At 34.4% G+C, this 16519-nt stretch carries 13 protein-coding genes and 5 pseudogenes; 13 read left to right on the plus strand and 5 right to left on the minus strand.

Annotated features, from left to right (window positions below):
* Positions 1–117: 117 nt before the first annotated feature.
* Positions 118–237, minus strand: a pseudogene (locus HF992_RS11075) (site-specific integrase); the annotation flags it as partial.
* Between the two features lie 675 nt (positions 238–912).
* Between HF992_RS11075 and HF992_RS12415 the strand changes: the two are divergent.
* The 10 genes and pseudogenes from HF992_RS12415 (at position 913) to HF992_RS11120 (ending at position 9932) form a co-directional block, all read left to right on the plus strand.
* Positions 913–1428: a CPBP family intramembrane glutamic endopeptidase gene (locus HF992_RS12415; RefSeq protein ID WP_425505614.1), complete on the plus strand. Its 516-nt coding sequence runs from the start codon at positions 913–915 to the stop codon at positions 1426–1428.
* A 427-nt stretch (positions 1429–1855) separates the two neighbouring features.
* A complete protein-coding gene (locus HF992_RS11085; RefSeq protein ID WP_168550076.1) occupies positions 1856–3085 on the plus strand; it encodes a radical SAM/SPASM domain-containing protein in 1230 nt (409 codons plus the stop codon).
* Positions 3086–3096: 11 nt separating this feature from the next.
* Complete coding sequence (locus HF992_RS11090; RefSeq protein WP_168550077.1) at positions 3097–4755, plus strand: ATP-binding cassette domain-containing protein; 1659 nt, start codon at positions 3097–3099, stop codon at positions 4753–4755.
* A gap of 14 nt (positions 4756–4769) precedes the next feature.
* Positions 4770–5636 (plus strand): ABC transporter ATP-binding protein, encoded by an 867-nt coding sequence (locus HF992_RS11095; protein ID WP_168550078.1) that lies wholly within the window; start codon positions 4770–4772, stop codon positions 5634–5636.
* A gap of 4 nt (positions 5637–5640) precedes the next feature.
* On the plus strand, positions 5641–6393 hold the full coding sequence (locus HF992_RS11100) for a hypothetical protein (RefSeq protein ID WP_168550079.1): 753 nt from the start codon (positions 5641–5643) through the stop codon (positions 6391–6393).
* A gap of 37 nt (positions 6394–6430) precedes the next feature.
* On the plus strand, positions 6431–7159 hold the full coding sequence (locus HF992_RS11105; RefSeq protein ID WP_168550080.1) for a LytR/AlgR family response regulator transcription factor: 729 nt from the start codon (positions 6431–6433) through the stop codon (positions 7157–7159).
* Positions 7156–8409 (plus strand): GHKL domain-containing protein, encoded by a 1254-nt coding sequence (locus HF992_RS11110; protein WP_168550081.1) that lies wholly within the window; start codon positions 7156–7158, stop codon positions 8407–8409. The genes HF992_RS11105 and HF992_RS11110 overlap by 4 nt, the downstream gene beginning before the upstream one ends.
* Positions 8410–8564: 155 nt before the next feature.
* Positions 8565–8804: pseudogene (locus tag HF992_RS11115) on the plus strand (transposase); the annotation flags it as partial.
* Positions 8798–8964: pseudogene (locus HF992_RS12115) on the plus strand (ATP-binding protein); the annotation flags it as partial. The pseudogenes HF992_RS11115 and HF992_RS12115, both read left to right, overlap by 7 nt.
* 176 nt (positions 8965–9140) lie before the next feature.
* A complete protein-coding gene (locus tag HF992_RS11120; RefSeq protein ID WP_168550082.1) occupies positions 9141–9932 on the plus strand; it encodes a toll/interleukin-1 receptor domain-containing protein in 792 nt (263 codons plus the stop codon).
* 381 nt (positions 9933–10313) lie between these two features.
* On the opposite strand, the pseudogene HF992_RS11125 reads toward HF992_RS11120, so the two are convergent.
* Positions 10314–10554: pseudogene (locus tag HF992_RS11125) on the minus strand (site-specific integrase); the annotation flags it as partial.
* Complete coding sequence (locus HF992_RS11130; protein WP_168550083.1) at positions 10527–10817, minus strand: lipoprotein; 291 nt, start codon at positions 10815–10817, stop codon at positions 10527–10529. The gene HF992_RS11130 and the pseudogene HF992_RS11125, both read right to left, overlap by 28 nt.
* A 123-nt stretch (positions 10818–10940) precedes the next feature.
* Between HF992_RS11130 and HF992_RS11135 the strand changes: the two are divergent.
* Positions 10941–12048 (plus strand): annotated as a pseudogene (locus HF992_RS11135) (IS3 family transposase).
* Between the two features lie 212 nt (positions 12049–12260).
* Here the strand turns inward: HF992_RS11135 and HF992_RS11140 are convergent.
* Together HF992_RS11140 and HF992_RS11145 are read right to left on the minus strand one after the other, a co-directional pair.
* Complete coding sequence (locus HF992_RS11140; protein WP_168550084.1) at positions 12261–13640, minus strand: sensor histidine kinase; 1380 nt, start codon at positions 13638–13640, stop codon at positions 12261–12263.
* The gene (locus tag HF992_RS11145; protein ID WP_168550085.1) at positions 13627–14292 is read right to left on the minus strand and encodes a response regulator transcription factor; all 666 of its coding nucleotides are present in this window, start codon (positions 14290–14292) and stop codon (positions 13627–13629) included. Before HF992_RS11145 ends, HF992_RS11140 begins: the two co-directional genes overlap by 14 nt.
* Positions 14293–14481: 189 nt before the next feature.
* On the opposite strand from HF992_RS11145, the gene HF992_RS11150 reads away from it, so the two are divergent.
* Both HF992_RS11150 and HF992_RS11155 read left to right on the plus strand, forming a co-directional pair.
* Entirely contained in the window at positions 14482–15186 is a 705-nt protein-coding gene (locus HF992_RS11150; protein ID WP_168550086.1) for a cytochrome c biogenesis CcdA family protein, read from the plus strand.
* A gap of 103 nt (positions 15187–15289) precedes the next feature.
* Positions 15290–15823: a TlpA family protein disulfide reductase gene (locus HF992_RS11155; RefSeq protein WP_425505615.1), complete on the plus strand. Its 534-nt coding sequence runs from the start codon at positions 15290–15292 to the stop codon at positions 15821–15823.
* Positions 15824–16519 lie beyond the last annotated feature (696 nt).

Here is a 16519-nt window from a genome sequence, read left to right on the forward strand (position 1 = left end):
CAATCTTTGTCCATGTCATCCCTTGTTTTTTCAAATGATAAATGGTTAATTTATCTTCATAACTTAATTTCATACAAAAAGCACCCCAATTGTTAGATTTTGTGTCTAACTTTTGGGGTGCAGTTCATTATCACTGGCAGTTTTTTTGATTTTTGGCATGATGACCTTGCTCATGGGATTACGCTCAATGTAATTCATGTTGATGGCAAATTCAAATATTTTAGAAGTATAAGATTGTCTGACAATGTCAGCCACCGTGTCTGGCACGGGGAATTTAGAATTGATACAAAAACATAATTTTAGGTCTTTGCGAGCTCAGACAGTGTATACACACTATCGTAAAAATAGAATCATCAATAAAGGTCAGACTGACACTTTTAGACTGATGGTTCTATTTTAATTTTGGGGAGAATCCCCAACCCCCTAGAAAATAAAAATTTTATCAAACAAAATATTTTACCATTTACTACATTTAAAATAACAGAATAATACAAATGAAATTTAATCTTAATAATTTAAGGTATACTATAACCATCAACAGAGATGTTGAAATAATTCAAAGGAGGAAGCTATCATGCTTAAATTTTCTACAAAGAAAACCAAAAAGGCAGGCTGTGTGAGTGTAGGTGCACTAGTTTCAGTTTCAATTGGTCACTACATTAAAGAAATTAAGAGTACGGTATAGCTTACTTTTTGAGTGTCGGAGAAGTACAGAGAAATGTTTGTAGTGATGGGAATTGTTAAAAATAATGATTGCTGAAGTATCATGTTTAATTATTTCTTATTGCAAAAATTTCTATGTACAATCAATCGTTTAGGTAGGCTAATGTTAAATTAGCCTACTTTTTATTTAAAGATGCTATGAAAGAAAATAAAAAACTCCAGATATTAGTACAGTGTTTATTTCAAGTAATGATTTCAAATATTTGCTTGATACTATATGTCTTATTTTGTTCAGTTTTTTTAAAAACTCAGAGTATACTGTTATCATTAAGTACCCCTACAATATTTGCTCTGGTAGTACAGCCAATATTTTTGGAAAAAGTTTTGTTCAAAAGTAAAGTCAATTTTTCCAAACATATTATTGTTGTTATATCGGCCTTAGTAAGTATTTTGATTTGTTACTTTGTTAATATACCTGAGAACATTATATTGATTTTACATTTTATTTTGATAGGTTATTCTGAAGAAATATTATATAGAATGATTATCTTAGATAGGATGAAGTCTTCTTATAACATTTTAGAATCGATAGTGATTACTGCGCTTATCTTTGCTTTTTTAGGTCATATATCGGAACCTATTTTAGATAATCTAATGATAAGATTTCCTTTGGGAATATTTTTAGCATTTATCAGAATAAGATTTAATAATATTGGAATTCCAACGATTATCCATGCTTTATATAATGTTTTAGTAACTTTTTAGAAGAGGTTTTTTATGAAAATTAAATTGGGTTCAATATTTTTATTTTGCTTACTTATTTTGACATTCATCAATTATAATTTTATTTCAACTTATAATTTGTTTACGTTTTATATATTGTTGATGCTTCTTCCTTCAATTTTGTATTCAAATTGTTGTGTTATTTTCTTAAGGCACTTCAATAAAGGTACAACAGTATATTATTTATTATCAACCATTGTACATTTTTTAGTGAATTGGGTGATAATTCACCGATTGTTGACAAAGGAAGTGTTTAATAGCCTTGTCGAAAATACAATGAAAATTAATCCTAGTGTAGGTAATAATATTTCATTAGACTTGAGTTTATCGTCATTTTTTGTTATTAGCCTATTTGTATTTTTATTAATGCTTATTGAAAATTATTTTATAAGAAAAGTTGAGGAGAAATATGTTTCTAAATGATAATATTTCAGTAATGAAAACAGATGAAATGTATCTACTATTCAATTTTAGCAACGGGATAGTTGCTGGGGTAGATAGTCAAGCAATTGAATTTCTAAAACGAGTAAAAACTCATCAATTAAATTGTAACGATTTAACAGATGAAGAAAAAGAATTTTTTACCTATCTTGTAGAAAATGATTTCATTTCTGATGTAGAATTTAAGAATGAGCAACCCCCAGTGACTGCCTATTTACATTTAACTAATAAGTGTAATTTGCATTGTGTAGGTTGTTATTCTTTCGATGAGCGAAGAAATAGATGTGAAGATCTATCCACAGAAGAGATATTAAATGCAATTGACCAACTTTCTGATGTCGGAATTCAAAACCTAGTATTCTCTGGAGGAGAACCTTTATTAAGAAAAAATATTATTCAAATAGTGGAATATGCTAAAATAGTTGCTAAAATTCCAAATGTAATATTAATAACTAATGGAACTATTTTTAATAAAAAAATACTTTCAGAACTATCAAAATTTGTAGATACTGTTTCTGTTTCATTAGATACATACTGTTCGGATAGTGAACCATATCTCAGAGATAAAGGAATATTTGACAAGATTATGCGGTCAATTTCTTGGTTAAAAGAATCGGGAAATAATGTCAATATTATTCCAACAATTCATCATTTGAATTCAAGTAATCTCCTTGAGTATGTTAAACTTGCAAAGGAAATAGGAACAACGATTAGTTTCAGTATTCTCAGTGCGTGTTTTGAAGGCGAGTTAATGTCATATCTTCCTAATGACACTGATTTAATCAATATCAGTGAATTTATGATTGAATCTGATGCACCAATCAATGATAGTGCTCTAGAGGATAAAACTTTAGTAGCTAGGAATTACTGTGGAGCTGGTACCTCAATGATTGCCATAGGTACTCAAGGTAATGTTTATCCGTGCCACATGTTGATGTATGATGAGTACTGTATAGGAAATATAAAGTACGATTCAATAAAGAATATGAGAGAGAAGTCTGCTAATGCAAGGTTATTCAAATCATTGAATGTAGATAAAATAGAGGGTTGTTCACAATGTCAATTCCGATATCTATGTGGAGGAGGCTGTAGAGCTCGTTCAAAATTGAAATTTGACGTAGTAGATAAAGTAGATCCATACTGTCGATTATTTAAAACATACTATAATAAAGTTGCTACGGAAATTATTTCTAATTAGGGAGAATGTCTATGAAAAGGGTCTTAAGGGAAGAACGAAATAAAATAGTAGTATTTATTATCTCTACGTTTATATTGGGATTAGTTGAAGTATCGTTTGCTACAATAATTCAAAAATTCATTGATTCCCTAGAGTCATCAAATATTACAAAGTTTAAATTAGCAATTTTTTCCTTTGTGGTTTTTCTTATAGTGAACTATATCTTGAATCTTTTTGTAATATGGCTTCAATCAGTACTTACTAAGAATATTCATCTGTATTTAAAATCAAATTTGGCTAAATATTTTTTATCGCTTGGTTATTGTGATTTTTCTGAAACAACTACAGGTGAAAAGTTGAATTGCTTTGATTATAAAATATCGCTAATTGAACAGTATTATTTAGATAGTATTTTTGCAATGATACAAGCAACTTTGGTGTTGATGATTGCGACTGTTTATTTATACCAAATTAGCCCGTTGATTTGCGTGATTGTATTTACTTTAGGAATTGTATCTATGCTGATTCCCTTGTTACTTGGTAAAAAATTAAATGATTTAGTTTCTGAAAATGCAGATCTAAGCGGAGAGTACCTACATTTTATAAAAGAGATGTTTCAAGGAATACTGGCGGTCAAGACCTTTCAGAAGGAGCGGACGTTTTTTGAGAAATTTGAAGAGAAGTTATTTAGATTTGAAAAGAATGCTCAATTGTTAAATGTAAAAAATGGTGAGTATAATCAAATCAGTGGCTTTTTTCAGTATGTAATCATTATTTCTTGTTTATGCTTTGGTGGATTTTTAGTGTTGAATCAAGGATTGACACTAGGAAAGATGATTGCAGTTACACAAATTTCAAATTTGATAGTTGGTCCCATTCAACAGATTGGTTCTTCAGTTATTGATATTTTGGCTAGTAAGGATATAACGAAAGAAATGTCAGATATTTTTTCAAAACAATCGATTGTTTTAGATAAAAAAGTATATCAAAAAGGTTTTGATAATATAAGGGTTTCTACTAATAGTGTCACAAAAGATAATAAAAAGCTCTTGGGTGGTGTTAATCTATCTCTTGAATATGGTAAAAAATATTGTATTATTGGTCCAAATGGTAGCGGTAAAACTACATTTGGACGCTTAATGTTAAATTTGTTAAGTAATGTTGAAGAACGAGTATTTATAGATGGAGAAGCTAGTAATTTAGAAGATGTCGCCAAATTGATTTCATATGTACCGCAAAATAGTATTGCTTTTAAAGGTACTTTGAAAGATAATATTACATTGTTTGAACGCTATGATGATAAAACTATTGATGAGGTAATTAGAGACGTTAATTTAAACAATAAAAGTAAAGAGATTCAAATGATTTCGGAAAATGGGGACAATATTTCTGGTGGAGAATTGAGAAAAGTCAATATAGCTAGAGCGTTTTTAGAGGATAGACCAATATTACTAGTTGATGAATTTGAGTCTGCTCTAGATGAAGAATCGTCAAAGCTAATAGCTGATAAATTTTTAAGTTCAGAAAAAACGGTCATAATGATTTCTCACAATTTAGATCAGTCATTTTTACAAAGGTTTGATTCCATAATTTTTATGGAAAATGGGGAAGTTACTGCAATGGAAAAATACGAAGTATTACTAAAAAATTGTGATAATTTCTATAAAATATTTAATTCATTCTGCACCTAGTGGAGGTAATATTCATGAGTACAATACTACGAGCGTGTAATTTAAGTAAATCGTTTGGTTCACAAGAGGTGTTAACTAATATCAATTTTGACATCCAATCAGGAGATATAGTTGGCCTGATTGGAAAAAATGGCTGTGGGAAGACTACTCTAATGAAGATGATATTGGGTCTCACATCACGAACGGAAGGTGATATTCAATTTGAAGGTGATTCGAATTATCATACTAACAGAAAGGCATTAAATAAAATTGGTTTCCTCCTAGATTGTAGGTTGTTTGAAGATTTCTCTGCATATGATAATTTGAAATTATTCTCTATGTACTCTTCAACGGTTAATGAAGAAAATTTAGATGATCGAATTGATAGGTTGTTAAAATTTGTTGGTTTAGATAACAGTAAAAAGCTAGTAAAATCTTATTCGTTTGGTATGAAGCAGAGACTGGGTTTAGCGCTAGCATTATTAGATGATCCTGAATTCTTGATTTTAGATGAACCATTTGTTGGATTGGATCCTACGGGGGTTAGAGTCCTTCTTGATTATATTGTAAAGTTACGTCAAGAAAAGGGTGTTACAATTTTAATCTCATCACATCAGTTACATGAAATTGAAGAAATTTGTGACTATTTTTTCATGATAAATGATAAGAGAATTGAAACACATTCTAAATTAGGAGAAAATCAAATAGTTATTACTTTAGGGAATTTAGTGCCAGAGTTGGAACATAGTTTAAGAGATATGGTTGATATGAAAGAAGATCAGATAACTTTACCAGAAGATATGTCACTACTGAATTCAACATTAAAGCTTATTTACAAATATAACGGTGAAATAAATGATATCACAATAAACGATTCTATAGAAGAATTATTTAAGGGGTGACAAAATGAAATCAATCATTTTAGCAGAACTATATAAATTACTAAAACGAAAAAATTTTATTGTATTAGCGGTGCTATCTTTGTGGTCATTGATTTACGGATTGGGTGTTTTTTTACATTGGGATTTTGTGAAAATTGGTGCTAAGTTAGATTTAGTTACCTTTATTACAACGATGTGGACGTTTTTATTGATATTAACTATTCCATTATTATTAATCTTGTACACTTCTTCCTTTATCTTAGGAGGAGAAATCCAAGGAGGGCAAATTTTACTAGAAGTAAATCGAGTGTCTAGTAAGAAAACGTTAATTATTTCTAAGTATATTGTTGTCATTTTATCAATTTTATTTTTATATGTACTGAACTGTTTATCATCACTAATCACGTATATTTGTTTTTTATCTCGAAGTGAGTTTGGTTATGTGAATTTTTGGGAGTTGCATTCTACAAATATGCAATCAATAATAATTAGTTTGGTAAATTTAGGTTTTATTATTTTATTGGCTAGTGTAGCCTTTTACTTATCATTATATGTTTCGGCAATAGTAGCTGCATTTGCAAGTTTAGGTGTTTACTTTTTATGTCAATTATTGTCATATGTTACTATTATTTCTAAATTTGTTCCAGGATATTTTTTTGTTGTAGCTAATTATCATTTTTCATTTGGATTATCTATGATCCATTTGTTGAGCTATTTCTTAATCTGTATCTTATTATTGGTGATTACCATAAAAGGATTTGAAAAGAAAGCATTATGAGTGCTATAATATTCCAAAAAGGGATTTATAGAAGCGGATGTATAGAATAGCAATTTGTGATGATGATAGTTTACAAGTTAATAATTTAGAAAATCAGATTTCGAGATATTTTGACGAGTTTAACGTTCAATATGAGATTGACGGTTACTATAAAGGAGATCGTCTAGTGAAATCAATGAAAGAACAAATGGATAATTATCAATTGATATTTTTAGATATTGAAATGGAGGGCATCAATGGTATTGAAACTGCAAAATTATTGAGGAATTTGGATAAAAGTTTCATCCTAATCTATGTTACAAGTTATGAGCAATATGCCTTAGAGAGTTTTGAGGTATCACCATTTCGTTATTTAATAAAACCGGTATCTATTGAGAAACTGGAAGCTGTTCTTAGGGATGTTCTTGTGGAATTAACCGCGAAGCAGAAATTTCTCTTTTATCAAGTAGGTATGGAGCATTTTCAGGTAAACTTAGATAATATCGTATGCTTGTACTCTGAATTTGGTAGAAAAATTCATCTTGAATTAGTTGATGGTGGTAATGTGTCGTTTTATGGGAAAATATCGGAAATTGAAGAAAGACTGCCTCAAACCCATTTTATCAGAGTCAATAGCGGCACTATGATTAACTTGAATCATGTTATATCACTTAATCGAAGTGAAGTAACGATGATAAACAGTGATTGTATTACCATTAGTAGAAGTCGTAAGAAAATAGTAATATCAGCTTACAGTCAGTTTATTGAGAGGAGCTTTGGGTTATGATTAACTTATTTAATTCAATTGGCCTCCTTTCTCTTTTTCTGTTTCAAAGCTTTATTATTTGGATTTATTTACAGCATTTTTTTGTTATTAGAATTCCTAAAGGTAAATTCTATTGCTTTATTTTAGGTGTTTATTTCATTGGTAGAACGTCTATAACAGTTAATCACGATACCATTATTGATTTTAAATTTTTTTCTTTGTTTTTCACGTTCTTGATACTGTTCTTTTTTTTATCAGGGGAAGTAATGAAAAAAATATTTCATTACTTATTCTTGATTTTTTGGTTTTTGATTCAAGAAGATATTACAATGTTATTGTTGAATCATGCGCAACAGACGAGAGCGATTGTTATTTTTGTCGTTCAATTTTTATTGATGCTATTAACGCTTTTATTTATACTTGGATTAAAGCATTTTAAGATAGATAATTTATTAGGTTTGAATAAAATAGAGTACGGTATTTTATCAGTCACTCCTCTGTTGTCCATCATTCTATTGCTACATAAAGTTTCACTACCTATAGATAAAGTTCTTATATTTGATAGCTATTTACTATTAATAAATATTGTTATAATTGTACTTTATAATTATTTGAGCGAAAAAAATTATAACATTATCAAAAACAAAATAGCTTTTGACGAAAATAGTATGACTTGTGAAATTATAAAACAAGAAGAAGAATTGGCAACTCTTAGACATGATTTAAAAAATATAGTTTCCTCAATAGATTTTTACGCAGATAGTAGTGATTATAACAATATCAAGGTGATAACCAGAGAGATATTGGGACAAGAAGTATTTAATCGTAAAATCACAGGATGTATACCTATTGATGCTGTGCTAAATCAGAAAAAATCTAAAATGAAAAAAGAAGGTATTCCATATAATTTAGATTTGCAAATTCCTTACAACTTAGATTTAAGTACTATTGCCATTGATTCGTGTGCCATTCTTGGTAATATTCTTGATAACGCTATAGAAGAAGTTGAACGTAATGGCTTAGAAGAATCGATTGAAATAGCGTTACGTTTTAAGAATAATAAATTAGTTTTCAAAGTTGCCAATCCAATCAAAGATTCTAATGTAGATGTTAATTACGATGGAATGAAGTCTATAAAATCTCCTAACAGGCAAGGTATAGGGATAAAAAGTAGTTATGATCGGGCTATGAAATTGAAGGGACATTTAAATATTACTGTCCAGTCAAATCAATTTATTGTACTGGTTGTGATTCCTTTAAGGATGAACTGAGTCTTTATTGGGAAATCTATATTCAAACTCTGCTAATAGGTAGAGTTCTTTTTCTAAGGTGTCTCACAGAGAGTTTACTGATACGATGAATAGGTTATACTAAACTAGACAGATTTTATAAAGTGTTCTACACTAAAGAAAAACAGGAGATACAAATGTCTAGAAAACCACGTCGTTATTTCACAGATGACTTTAAACAACAAATCGTTGACCTTTACAAGGCAGGTAGGAAACGCAGTGAACTCATCAAAGAATATGATTTAACGCCCTCAACTTTTGATAAGTGGGTCAAGCAGGCGCGAACGACGGGTTCTTTTAAAACTGTTGATAATCTGACAGATGAACAACGTGAGCTGAAGGCACTCAGAAAACGAACCAAAGAACTTGAGATGCAACATTGGAAGATATTGATGAAACTATCGTACAGGATTTCAAAAGTCACTTTGATTTATCAGAGCCCTCCACAGAGGAAATTCTCAAAGCTAGACGTTTTTGGTCAGTGGTAAATTGACTAAAGCTGCGCTTTTACTTTTTGGGGAGTGTTCGTCAGCTTTTCCCTCAAGCATGTGTTCGATCTAACGATTTGAGGGGACAATGATTGCAGTCAGGATACTATTAGTAATAAGAATACAGTAGAATACAAGTGTTGCTAGGACACCAAATTATTCAATATGTTGGATAAGTTTGATTTAGGTTAAAAGTATCTAGATGAGAAAGGGGAAGAGGAAGAGATGATTTTTATTAGTTATAATCACGGAGATCAAGATGTAGTAGATATGATTGCTAAACGATTAGAGATTGAGTTTGGACGAGATAATATTTTCTATGGTAAATGGTCTATGCAACCAGGAGATAGTATTATAGGCAAAATGGATGAAGGACTTGAAAAAGTTACAACATTTTTTTATTTTCTATCATCAAATAGCTTGAATAGCAATATGGTCAAAAAAGAATGGCAAGCGGCTCTAACTAAGTCGCTCTATGAGGGAGTTAAATTTGTCCCAATAAAGGTTTCTGATTGCAAGATACCAGCTATTTTAACAGATGTATACTATATTGATTTATTTGGTCAAGGATTAGATAATACTATTGAACAAATGCGAAGTGTGATAAGTGGCAGTTCGATATATACACCCTTACCTGATATAGAGAATTTACAAGTTTCTATTAAATATATATCAACTTATGAGGTTGAGTTTAAAATTTTTACTACACATTTTGTGGAAAGTGATGCATCTTTTGGTTTTGTTTGCAAAAATCCAATTGACTCATATGAAGTTCGTCCCTTAACAGAAACGATATATCGGAGTATGCAAGGGGAAACATATAAGAAATTAAGTGATGGTAGAGAGAAAGCATTTAAAATGCAAATTGGAATGCTGCAGCGTTCTATTACCCCAAGTCAACCTTTTATAGGTAGGTTGGTCTCTAAGCAATTACCATTACAGCTAGAAGGTATTTTGCATATAAAGTCATTTGAACCGGTAAATTTTAGGGAATTAAAGATAAATATTGAGCAGTGATTAGTATCTAAAATAACTCGAGTCAGGGAATAAAAAAACAAGTCATTCTATGACGACTTGCTTATCCATTTCTCAACTACATAAGCTCCGAAAACAAATTTTTGGTAATCTAATGGTAATCCATTGTTTGTAGGATTAGGCTATAAGTGTTTAAATTTAATGAAACTTACTTTTGAAAGCTTGATTTAATAAGCTTTTATTGATATTTTACTTTTGCTACCCAAAACCAGGTCTTAAGAAAGCTCGTAAAGCTTCACAATTCTCAAAACGTTAATATTCAGTCATATCAACGTTTCAAGGCACTCAAGAGTTTACCTCATGGGTGCTTTTTTCGTTGTTTTTCGGAAAGTTCATCTCAAAATTTACCTTATTTTCACCTTATTATTTTAGAGATTTCAGGGCAAATTCACCAACTGCCATAGGAACGACATTAGAAGTATTGACATAAATCTGAGTCGTGGCAGTATTACTATGGGTCAGAGCCTCTGAAATGGCTTCTAAGCTCATACCAGCTTCTTTAGCAAGTGTTGCTCCTGTGTGGTGTAGCATGTGCTAGCTCTTTATGACGTTTTCTGACGGTCTTCATTTTGTTGTTTAGGTAGTCAGGGTGTAAACGTGCGTTAGTTCTTCACCATCCAAGTTAAAGGTACTACTTTCTTTATCTACACTAAAGTCAGTACTAATGCTGTCTTCTCCAAATAGGGAACCGTTTCCGTCACCAGCTTCAATACTAAGGGAACCATCTTTGCCATCAATTGTAATTGTCATGCTACTTCCATCTTCTTCGTAAGTATATGTTCCATCTAAACTTTGATTACTAGTGGAACATGCAGTAAGTAACAGTACTGCTGTAAGTGTCAGTAAAAGTGCTTTAATTTTCTTCATCATTTTCTCCTTATCTTATTCTTCATCGTCAGCGCTATCTGATTGAATAGGTTATATTGAATCGGTTACACTAAACTAGACAGAAGAATAAAGTGTTCTACACTAAAGAAAAAGGAGAACTCTATGTCTAGAAAAATACGCCGTCATTTTACAGATGACTTTAAACAACAAATCGTTGATCTTTACAATGCAGGGATGAAACGAAGTGAGCTGATCAAAGAATATGATCTAACACCCCCTCCACCTTTGACAAATGGGTGAAACAGGCCAAAACAACGGGTTCATTTAAAACGGTTGATAACCTCACCGATGAACAGCGGGAGCTGATAGCTCTTAGAAAGCGAAACAAAGAACTTGAAATGCAGGTCGATATCCTAAAGCAGACAGCGGTGATTATGGCACGAAAAGAGAAATAATCACTGCTAACAAGGATAAGTACAACATTTCAGCCATGTGTCGGTGGTTGAATCTCCCGCGTTCCAGCTATTACTACAGAGCTACAAAGCCAGTATCTGAAGCGGCGCTTGAAGAAAAGGTAAAACAAATTTTCCTTGAGAGCCAATCGAGATACGGTGCCCGAAAGATCAAGCAATGTCTGGCCTCAGATGGGATTATCTTATCTCGTCGCCGCATTCGTCGGATCATGAAGCGCTTAAATCTCGTATCTGTTTACCAGCAGGCTAGCTTCAAGCCACAGTCTAAAGGGAAAAACGAAGCCCCTATTCCAAATCGCTTAGCCAGACAATTCAACCAAGAAAAGCCACTGGAAGTCCTTGTCACTGACTTGACCTATGTCCGTGTTGGCAAGCGATGGGCTTATGTTTGCTTGATGATTGACCTCTTTAATCGTGAAATCATCGGTCTGTTAGTCGGTTGGCAGAAGACCGCAACACTCGTCAAACAAGCCATTCAGAGCATTCCTTATGCTCTGACCAAAGTCAAGCTATTTCATTCTGACCGTGGCAAGGAGTTTGATAATCAGCTGATTGATGACATGCTGGAGGCCTTCGGAATCACCCGTTCCCTCAGTCAAGCGGGCTGTCCTTATGACAATGCCGTCGCCGAGAGCACCTACCGCTCTTTCAAACTGGAGTTTATCAACCAAGAAACCTTCCATTCACTCGAAGAACTAACCCTGAAAAACAAGGACTATGTCCACTGGTGGAATCATAACCGCATTCACGGTAGTCTCAACTATCAAACACCTATGGCTAAGCGAGTAATCGCTTAACAAAAACACTTTATAAAAATTGTACAGAAAAGGTTTGCCTTTTCAATCTATGATTTATACCACATGGCATTATCCATGATGAGTAACCTGTACTCATGCTGTTTCTGATCAGTGCTTTTCTGTAGACTGGGACGAAATCTCCTGCTCACAGATGTATATGACGAGTACGACTTTAGGTATTGGTAAAGCTACCTTTTTTGTTGTGCTTGGTTTTAAAGGTTAGGATGCTTGAGCAAGTTTGCAAAATCAATGGTAAAGACCATGTAGTCGTCTTGGCGTTTAAACTGGTAAATCAAGCGGTGCTTGGAGAGGATCTGTTCAACGATATAAAGGCCGAGTCCTGTTCCACCGTCTTGACGGTTACGGCTGAAGTCTGGACGATAGAAGGGCTGGAAAACCTGCTCAATCTGATCCTCTTCTAAAAGCTGTTCGGCTTGGTTGGCGATGCTGAGTTGGCCATGGGTGAGACTCAGTTTCACCCTGCCTCCAGGACGAGTGTAACGAAAAGCATTGTCAAGAAGGTTTTTAATGGCTTTTTCGAGATAGAGTTGATGAGCCGAGATGGTGAGAGGCTCTAAGTGGACGTCAAACTGCAACTGTTTTACTGCAGCGATCCCTTCGTAGGTTGGTAAGGCCTCTGTCAAGAGTTTTTCCAGTGAGAAAGTGTCCTGCTCGGGTTTGAGGATTAGGTCCAGCTTAGATGCTTCTAGGATGGATTGGACAATCTGTGCTTGATCCTTTAAAATTTGGTGGCAGAGTTCGAGGTATTTATCACGATTTTTAAAATCACCAATATTGTAAAGCATGCCTTCAATCATTCCCGTCATACTGGTAATAGGTGTTTTGAGTTCGTGGGAAGTCATGCGTAGGAAGTCCATTTTTTGTTTTTCCCTGAGGAGAGTTCTTTGGTTTTCCTGTTCCAAATGTTCGATGCTGGTAAGCAGATGATCGTAGAGGCTGTTGATGTCTTGAGCCAGATGAGCGATTTCATCTTGGCCAGATACTTGACAGGCCAGTCCTTTTTCGAGGCTCTGCATTTGGCGGGTTTGCAGGGAGATATCCTTGATGCGCTTGGTGGATAGGCGGCTATAAATCCAGACAGCGATGCCGACAATTATGATAAAGAGGAGAATCACGAATGGGTACATGGTCAGCAGGGTCTGGCTAATGGTCGTTAAGGATGGAAAGCTGTATTCTCCCGACAAGATTAACAGTTTCCCTTCGTCGCTCACTAGACTCGCTGTCCAGAAACCAACTTCGTCATTTTCAGCATCCGATAAGGTTTGTGGGTCAATACCGTTAAAGTTATCCAGCTGCTCTTGACCGGGATAAATCAGATTTCCCTTTGCATCAGACAGAGAGAAGAAGATTCGGAAGTGCCTTTGATCCAGTATTTCCAATTGGTTGACAATATCGGTTTGACTCTTGCGGTTCAGCTGATGAACGACTTGGTTAAAATCTTGATGCAACTCTTCTTTTTTGGATTGATTGTAATAAATTGGAAGCGTAAAGTAAAGAATCCCCATAAAGAACAGAGTGATTAAGGAAATGGTAACACTTAGGCTAATGAAACTTTTTCTAGTGATCCCCATGTATAGTGTCCTCTATCTTATAGCCCCTTCCGACAACGGTCGTTAAAGTAAGGTCGGGTATTTTTTTACGGATGTTTTTGATGTGGTTATCAAGGACGCGACTGTCCAGTTCGCTATAACCCCAGATGCTCATCATCAGATTATCACGGGTCACTAGATTTCCTCGACGTTTGGCCAAAAGCTCCAAGATATCGTACTCTGTCTTGGTTAGGGAAATCATTTCTTGGTCAAAGTAGGCTGTTGAATTGTCTATATCGAGTCTTAATTGGCCGATCTGAATTTCCTTTGGTGCTTGGGTTTGACGCAAGACATTTTCGATGCGTTTCATGAGGATCAAGGGTGAGAATGGCTTGACCACATAGTCGCTGATGGTCTGGTTGAAACTGATGAGTTGGGTATATTCATCATCCATGGCTGTCAACATAATAATAGGCACCTCAGAAGTTTGGCGAATTTTTTTCAACACCTCTAAGCCACTGATGCTAGGGATCATAATATCCAGAAGAATGAGGTCAAATTTATCCTCCTCGAAGGCCTCCAAGGCTTTTTGACCATCGAAGATCGAAACAACGCTGTGGTTGTGTTCTTTTAGAAATTCCGTCACAATTTGGTTGATAACGGTATCGTCTTCCACTAATAAAATACGTGCCATATAATCACTCCTTGTACTTAGTTTAACAGTTATATTACCTTAATTATACTACAAACGGTTAAGGGGATTTGACTAAGCTTGTTAAAATTAGGAAAAAAATAGATGGACGACAGAGAACGGAGATATCTGAATGTTAAAATGGATTTATCAAAAACGACACTCATTGAGTGTTCACAGAAAGGAGTTATTATGGAGATTCAACATGTTAAGGTACTTGCCTTATTTTTGGAAGGGTTACTGTCTTTTTTCTCTCCCTGTGTTTTGCCGATTCTACCAATCTATATTGGGATTTTGGGAGGACAAAGTGAAGGTGGTTATGACTCCAAACACCGTAAGAGGGTCCTCTATAATACTTTAATTTTTGTCTTAGGCATTGCTACGACCTTCTTCCTACTCGCTTTTGCTAGTAGCTTTTTGAGCCGCTTCTTGACGCAACATATCCGGGTGGTGCAAATCGTTAGCGGTGTCTTAATTATTCTCATGGGCCTATTCCAGTTAGGAGTGATTAAGTCGGTCGCACTGACTAAGGAGATTTCTGCTAAGGCTAAGGTCTACCAAGCTGGACAGACAGTAACCCCCATCATTGCTTACCTCATGGGCTTTACCTTTAGTTTTTCGTGGACGCCTTGCATCGGTCCGATTCTAGCCAGTGTTTTCTTCTATGCAAGTAGTCATTCAGGGATTTGGAGTATTCTTCTCATATCAGTTTACTGCATTGGTTTTATCCTGCCCTTTATCTTGGTAGCTATTTTTTCTCAAAAGGTGTTGGATTATTTTAAAAAGCAAACTCGCTTGTTGCATTATACGAAGATAATTTCAGGAGTGTTGCTTATCCTAATTGGTTTGTCTATCTTAACTGGTCTATTTGCTAACTTAACACATTTATTAAAATAAAAGGAGAACAACGATGTTTAAAAAATCTTTAGTATTGAGTGCTTGCCTCTGTGGTCTTTTCTTGACAGCTTGTAGCACGGCGAAGTCAACAGAGACCAAATCCATGTCATCAGCAGCTACACAAACGACGGCGCCAGATCAAGGAACGGAAGGAAACCAAGGAGGCAGCGCCCCGCAATCGGTGGTTGAGGGAGAAAAAGCACCTGAATTGAAACTAATGGACAAGGATGGCAAAGAGGTGTCCCTGAAAGATTATGCGGGTAAAAAAGTTTATATTAATTTCTGGGCGAGCTGGTGCAAACCTTGCTTAGCAGAAATGCCGCATCTTGAAAAAGTTTATCAAAAATATAAGGATAACAAGGACTACGCCTTCTTGAGTGTAACGTCACCGAAAGATGCTAAGTTTAATAACGCCAATGCCTTGGATGAAGACCAAGAAACCATCATGGCTGTTGCCCAAAAAACTGGCATAACTTATCCTGTGCTGTTTGATCAAAAGGATAATGCGACGTTTTCTTTTGGCCTTAGAGCCTTTCCGAGTCATCTCTTCATCAATAGTGATGGCACGGTTAACAAGGTTTTCGCAGGAGAGTTGAACGAGGCTACTTTGGAAGCTGGGCTTAAAGGATTGAAATAAGAATAAGAGTATAGGACAGAACCCATGGTTTGAGTGCTAATGGGATTCTGTCTTTTTGCTTCCAGAGACTTCAAGGTGTGTTCGGACAACTTCCTCTCGGCTAGGAGTAGACAAGATAATCAAATCAGGATATTTGCAAAGGCGTTCATCTTAAAAGATAAGAGCTAATCATGCCGAAGCAGTAAAAGAAGCTGGTAGTTGTCTCCTTTGTTTGTGTCCTAAACGTTGAAAGGTCTCATGGACGACAGATCAAATTTTAATGATCGACTGGTCGCTGAGCCTTTTGTTCGTAGGGTATTTAGCTATCTGAGAGGTGAGCATTCGCTGAAACAGCGGTGATGATTTGGCACATAACTGCCTAATCAATCATGCAGATAGTTCCTAGAAGCGGTACATTTAGAAGTGTCTCTTTTTCTAACCAAGAGATAATCTAACCCCCACGCTATCTGAGACAAGTGCTGGTAAAACGAAAGAGCGGTATTTTTTAAAGTAGATCAGATTGATCCCAGAATAAACGCATGAAGAAAATCATCTATTGAAAAAGTTTTGAAAGTACCAAAAGTCCAAATTTTAGAAAGTTCTAAAATGAAGTTAGCCAGTTGAGAGTATGCAAAAACATCTCAGAGAGATATAATGTAGTTCACCACAAACACATTAAAAGGAACTCTGAGATGCAAAACCATTATACTACAAAAG

It is taken from the genome of Streptococcus ovuberis (assembly GCF_012396585.1).
GTDB lineage: Bacteria > Bacillota > Bacilli > Lactobacillales > Streptococcaceae > Streptococcus > Streptococcus ovuberis.

Bases quoted from the DNA above. Each gene is read 5' to 3' on its own strand.
- HF992_RS11095 (WP_168550078.1), top strand. From the start codon at position 4,770: ATGAGTACAATACTACGAGCGTGTAATTTAAGTAAATCGTTTGGTTCA.
- HF992_RS11140 (WP_168550084.1), bottom strand. From the start codon at position 13,640: ATGGGGATCACTAGAAAAAGTTTCATTAGCCTAAGTGTTACCATTTCC.
- HF992_RS11090 (WP_168550077.1), top strand. From the start codon at position 3,097: ATGAAAAGGGTCTTAAGGGAAGAACGAAATAAAATAGTAGTATTTATT.
- HF992_RS11155 (WP_425505615.1), top strand. From the start codon at position 15,290: ATGTCATCAGCAGCTACACAAACGACGGCGCCAGATCAAGGAACGGAA.
- HF992_RS11145 (WP_168550085.1), bottom strand. From the start codon at position 14,292: ATGGCACGTATTTTATTAGTGGAAGACGATACCGTTATCAACCAAATT.
- HF992_RS11120 (WP_168550082.1), top strand. From the start codon at position 9,141: ATGATTTTTATTAGTTATAATCACGGAGATCAAGATGTAGTAGATATG.
- HF992_RS11085 (WP_168550076.1), top strand. From the start codon at position 1,856: ATGTTTCTAAATGATAATATTTCAGTAATGAAAACAGATGAAATGTAT.
- HF992_RS11105 (WP_168550080.1), top strand. From the start codon at position 6,431: ATGTATAGAATAGCAATTTGTGATGATGATAGTTTACAAGTTAATAAT.
- HF992_RS11100 (WP_168550079.1), top strand. From the start codon at position 5,641: ATGAAATCAATCATTTTAGCAGAACTATATAAATTACTAAAACGAAAA.
- HF992_RS11130 (WP_168550083.1), bottom strand. From the start codon at position 10,817: ATGAAGAAAATTAAAGCACTTTTACTGACACTTACAGCAGTACTGTTA.
- HF992_RS12415 (WP_425505614.1), top strand. From the start codon at position 913: ATGATTTCAAATATTTGCTTGATACTATATGTCTTATTTTGTTCAGTT.
- HF992_RS11150 (WP_168550086.1), top strand. From the start codon at position 14,482: ATGGAGATTCAACATGTTAAGGTACTTGCCTTATTTTTGGAAGGGTTA.
- HF992_RS11110 (WP_168550081.1), top strand. From the start codon at position 7,156: ATGATTAACTTATTTAATTCAATTGGCCTCCTTTCTCTTTTTCTGTTT.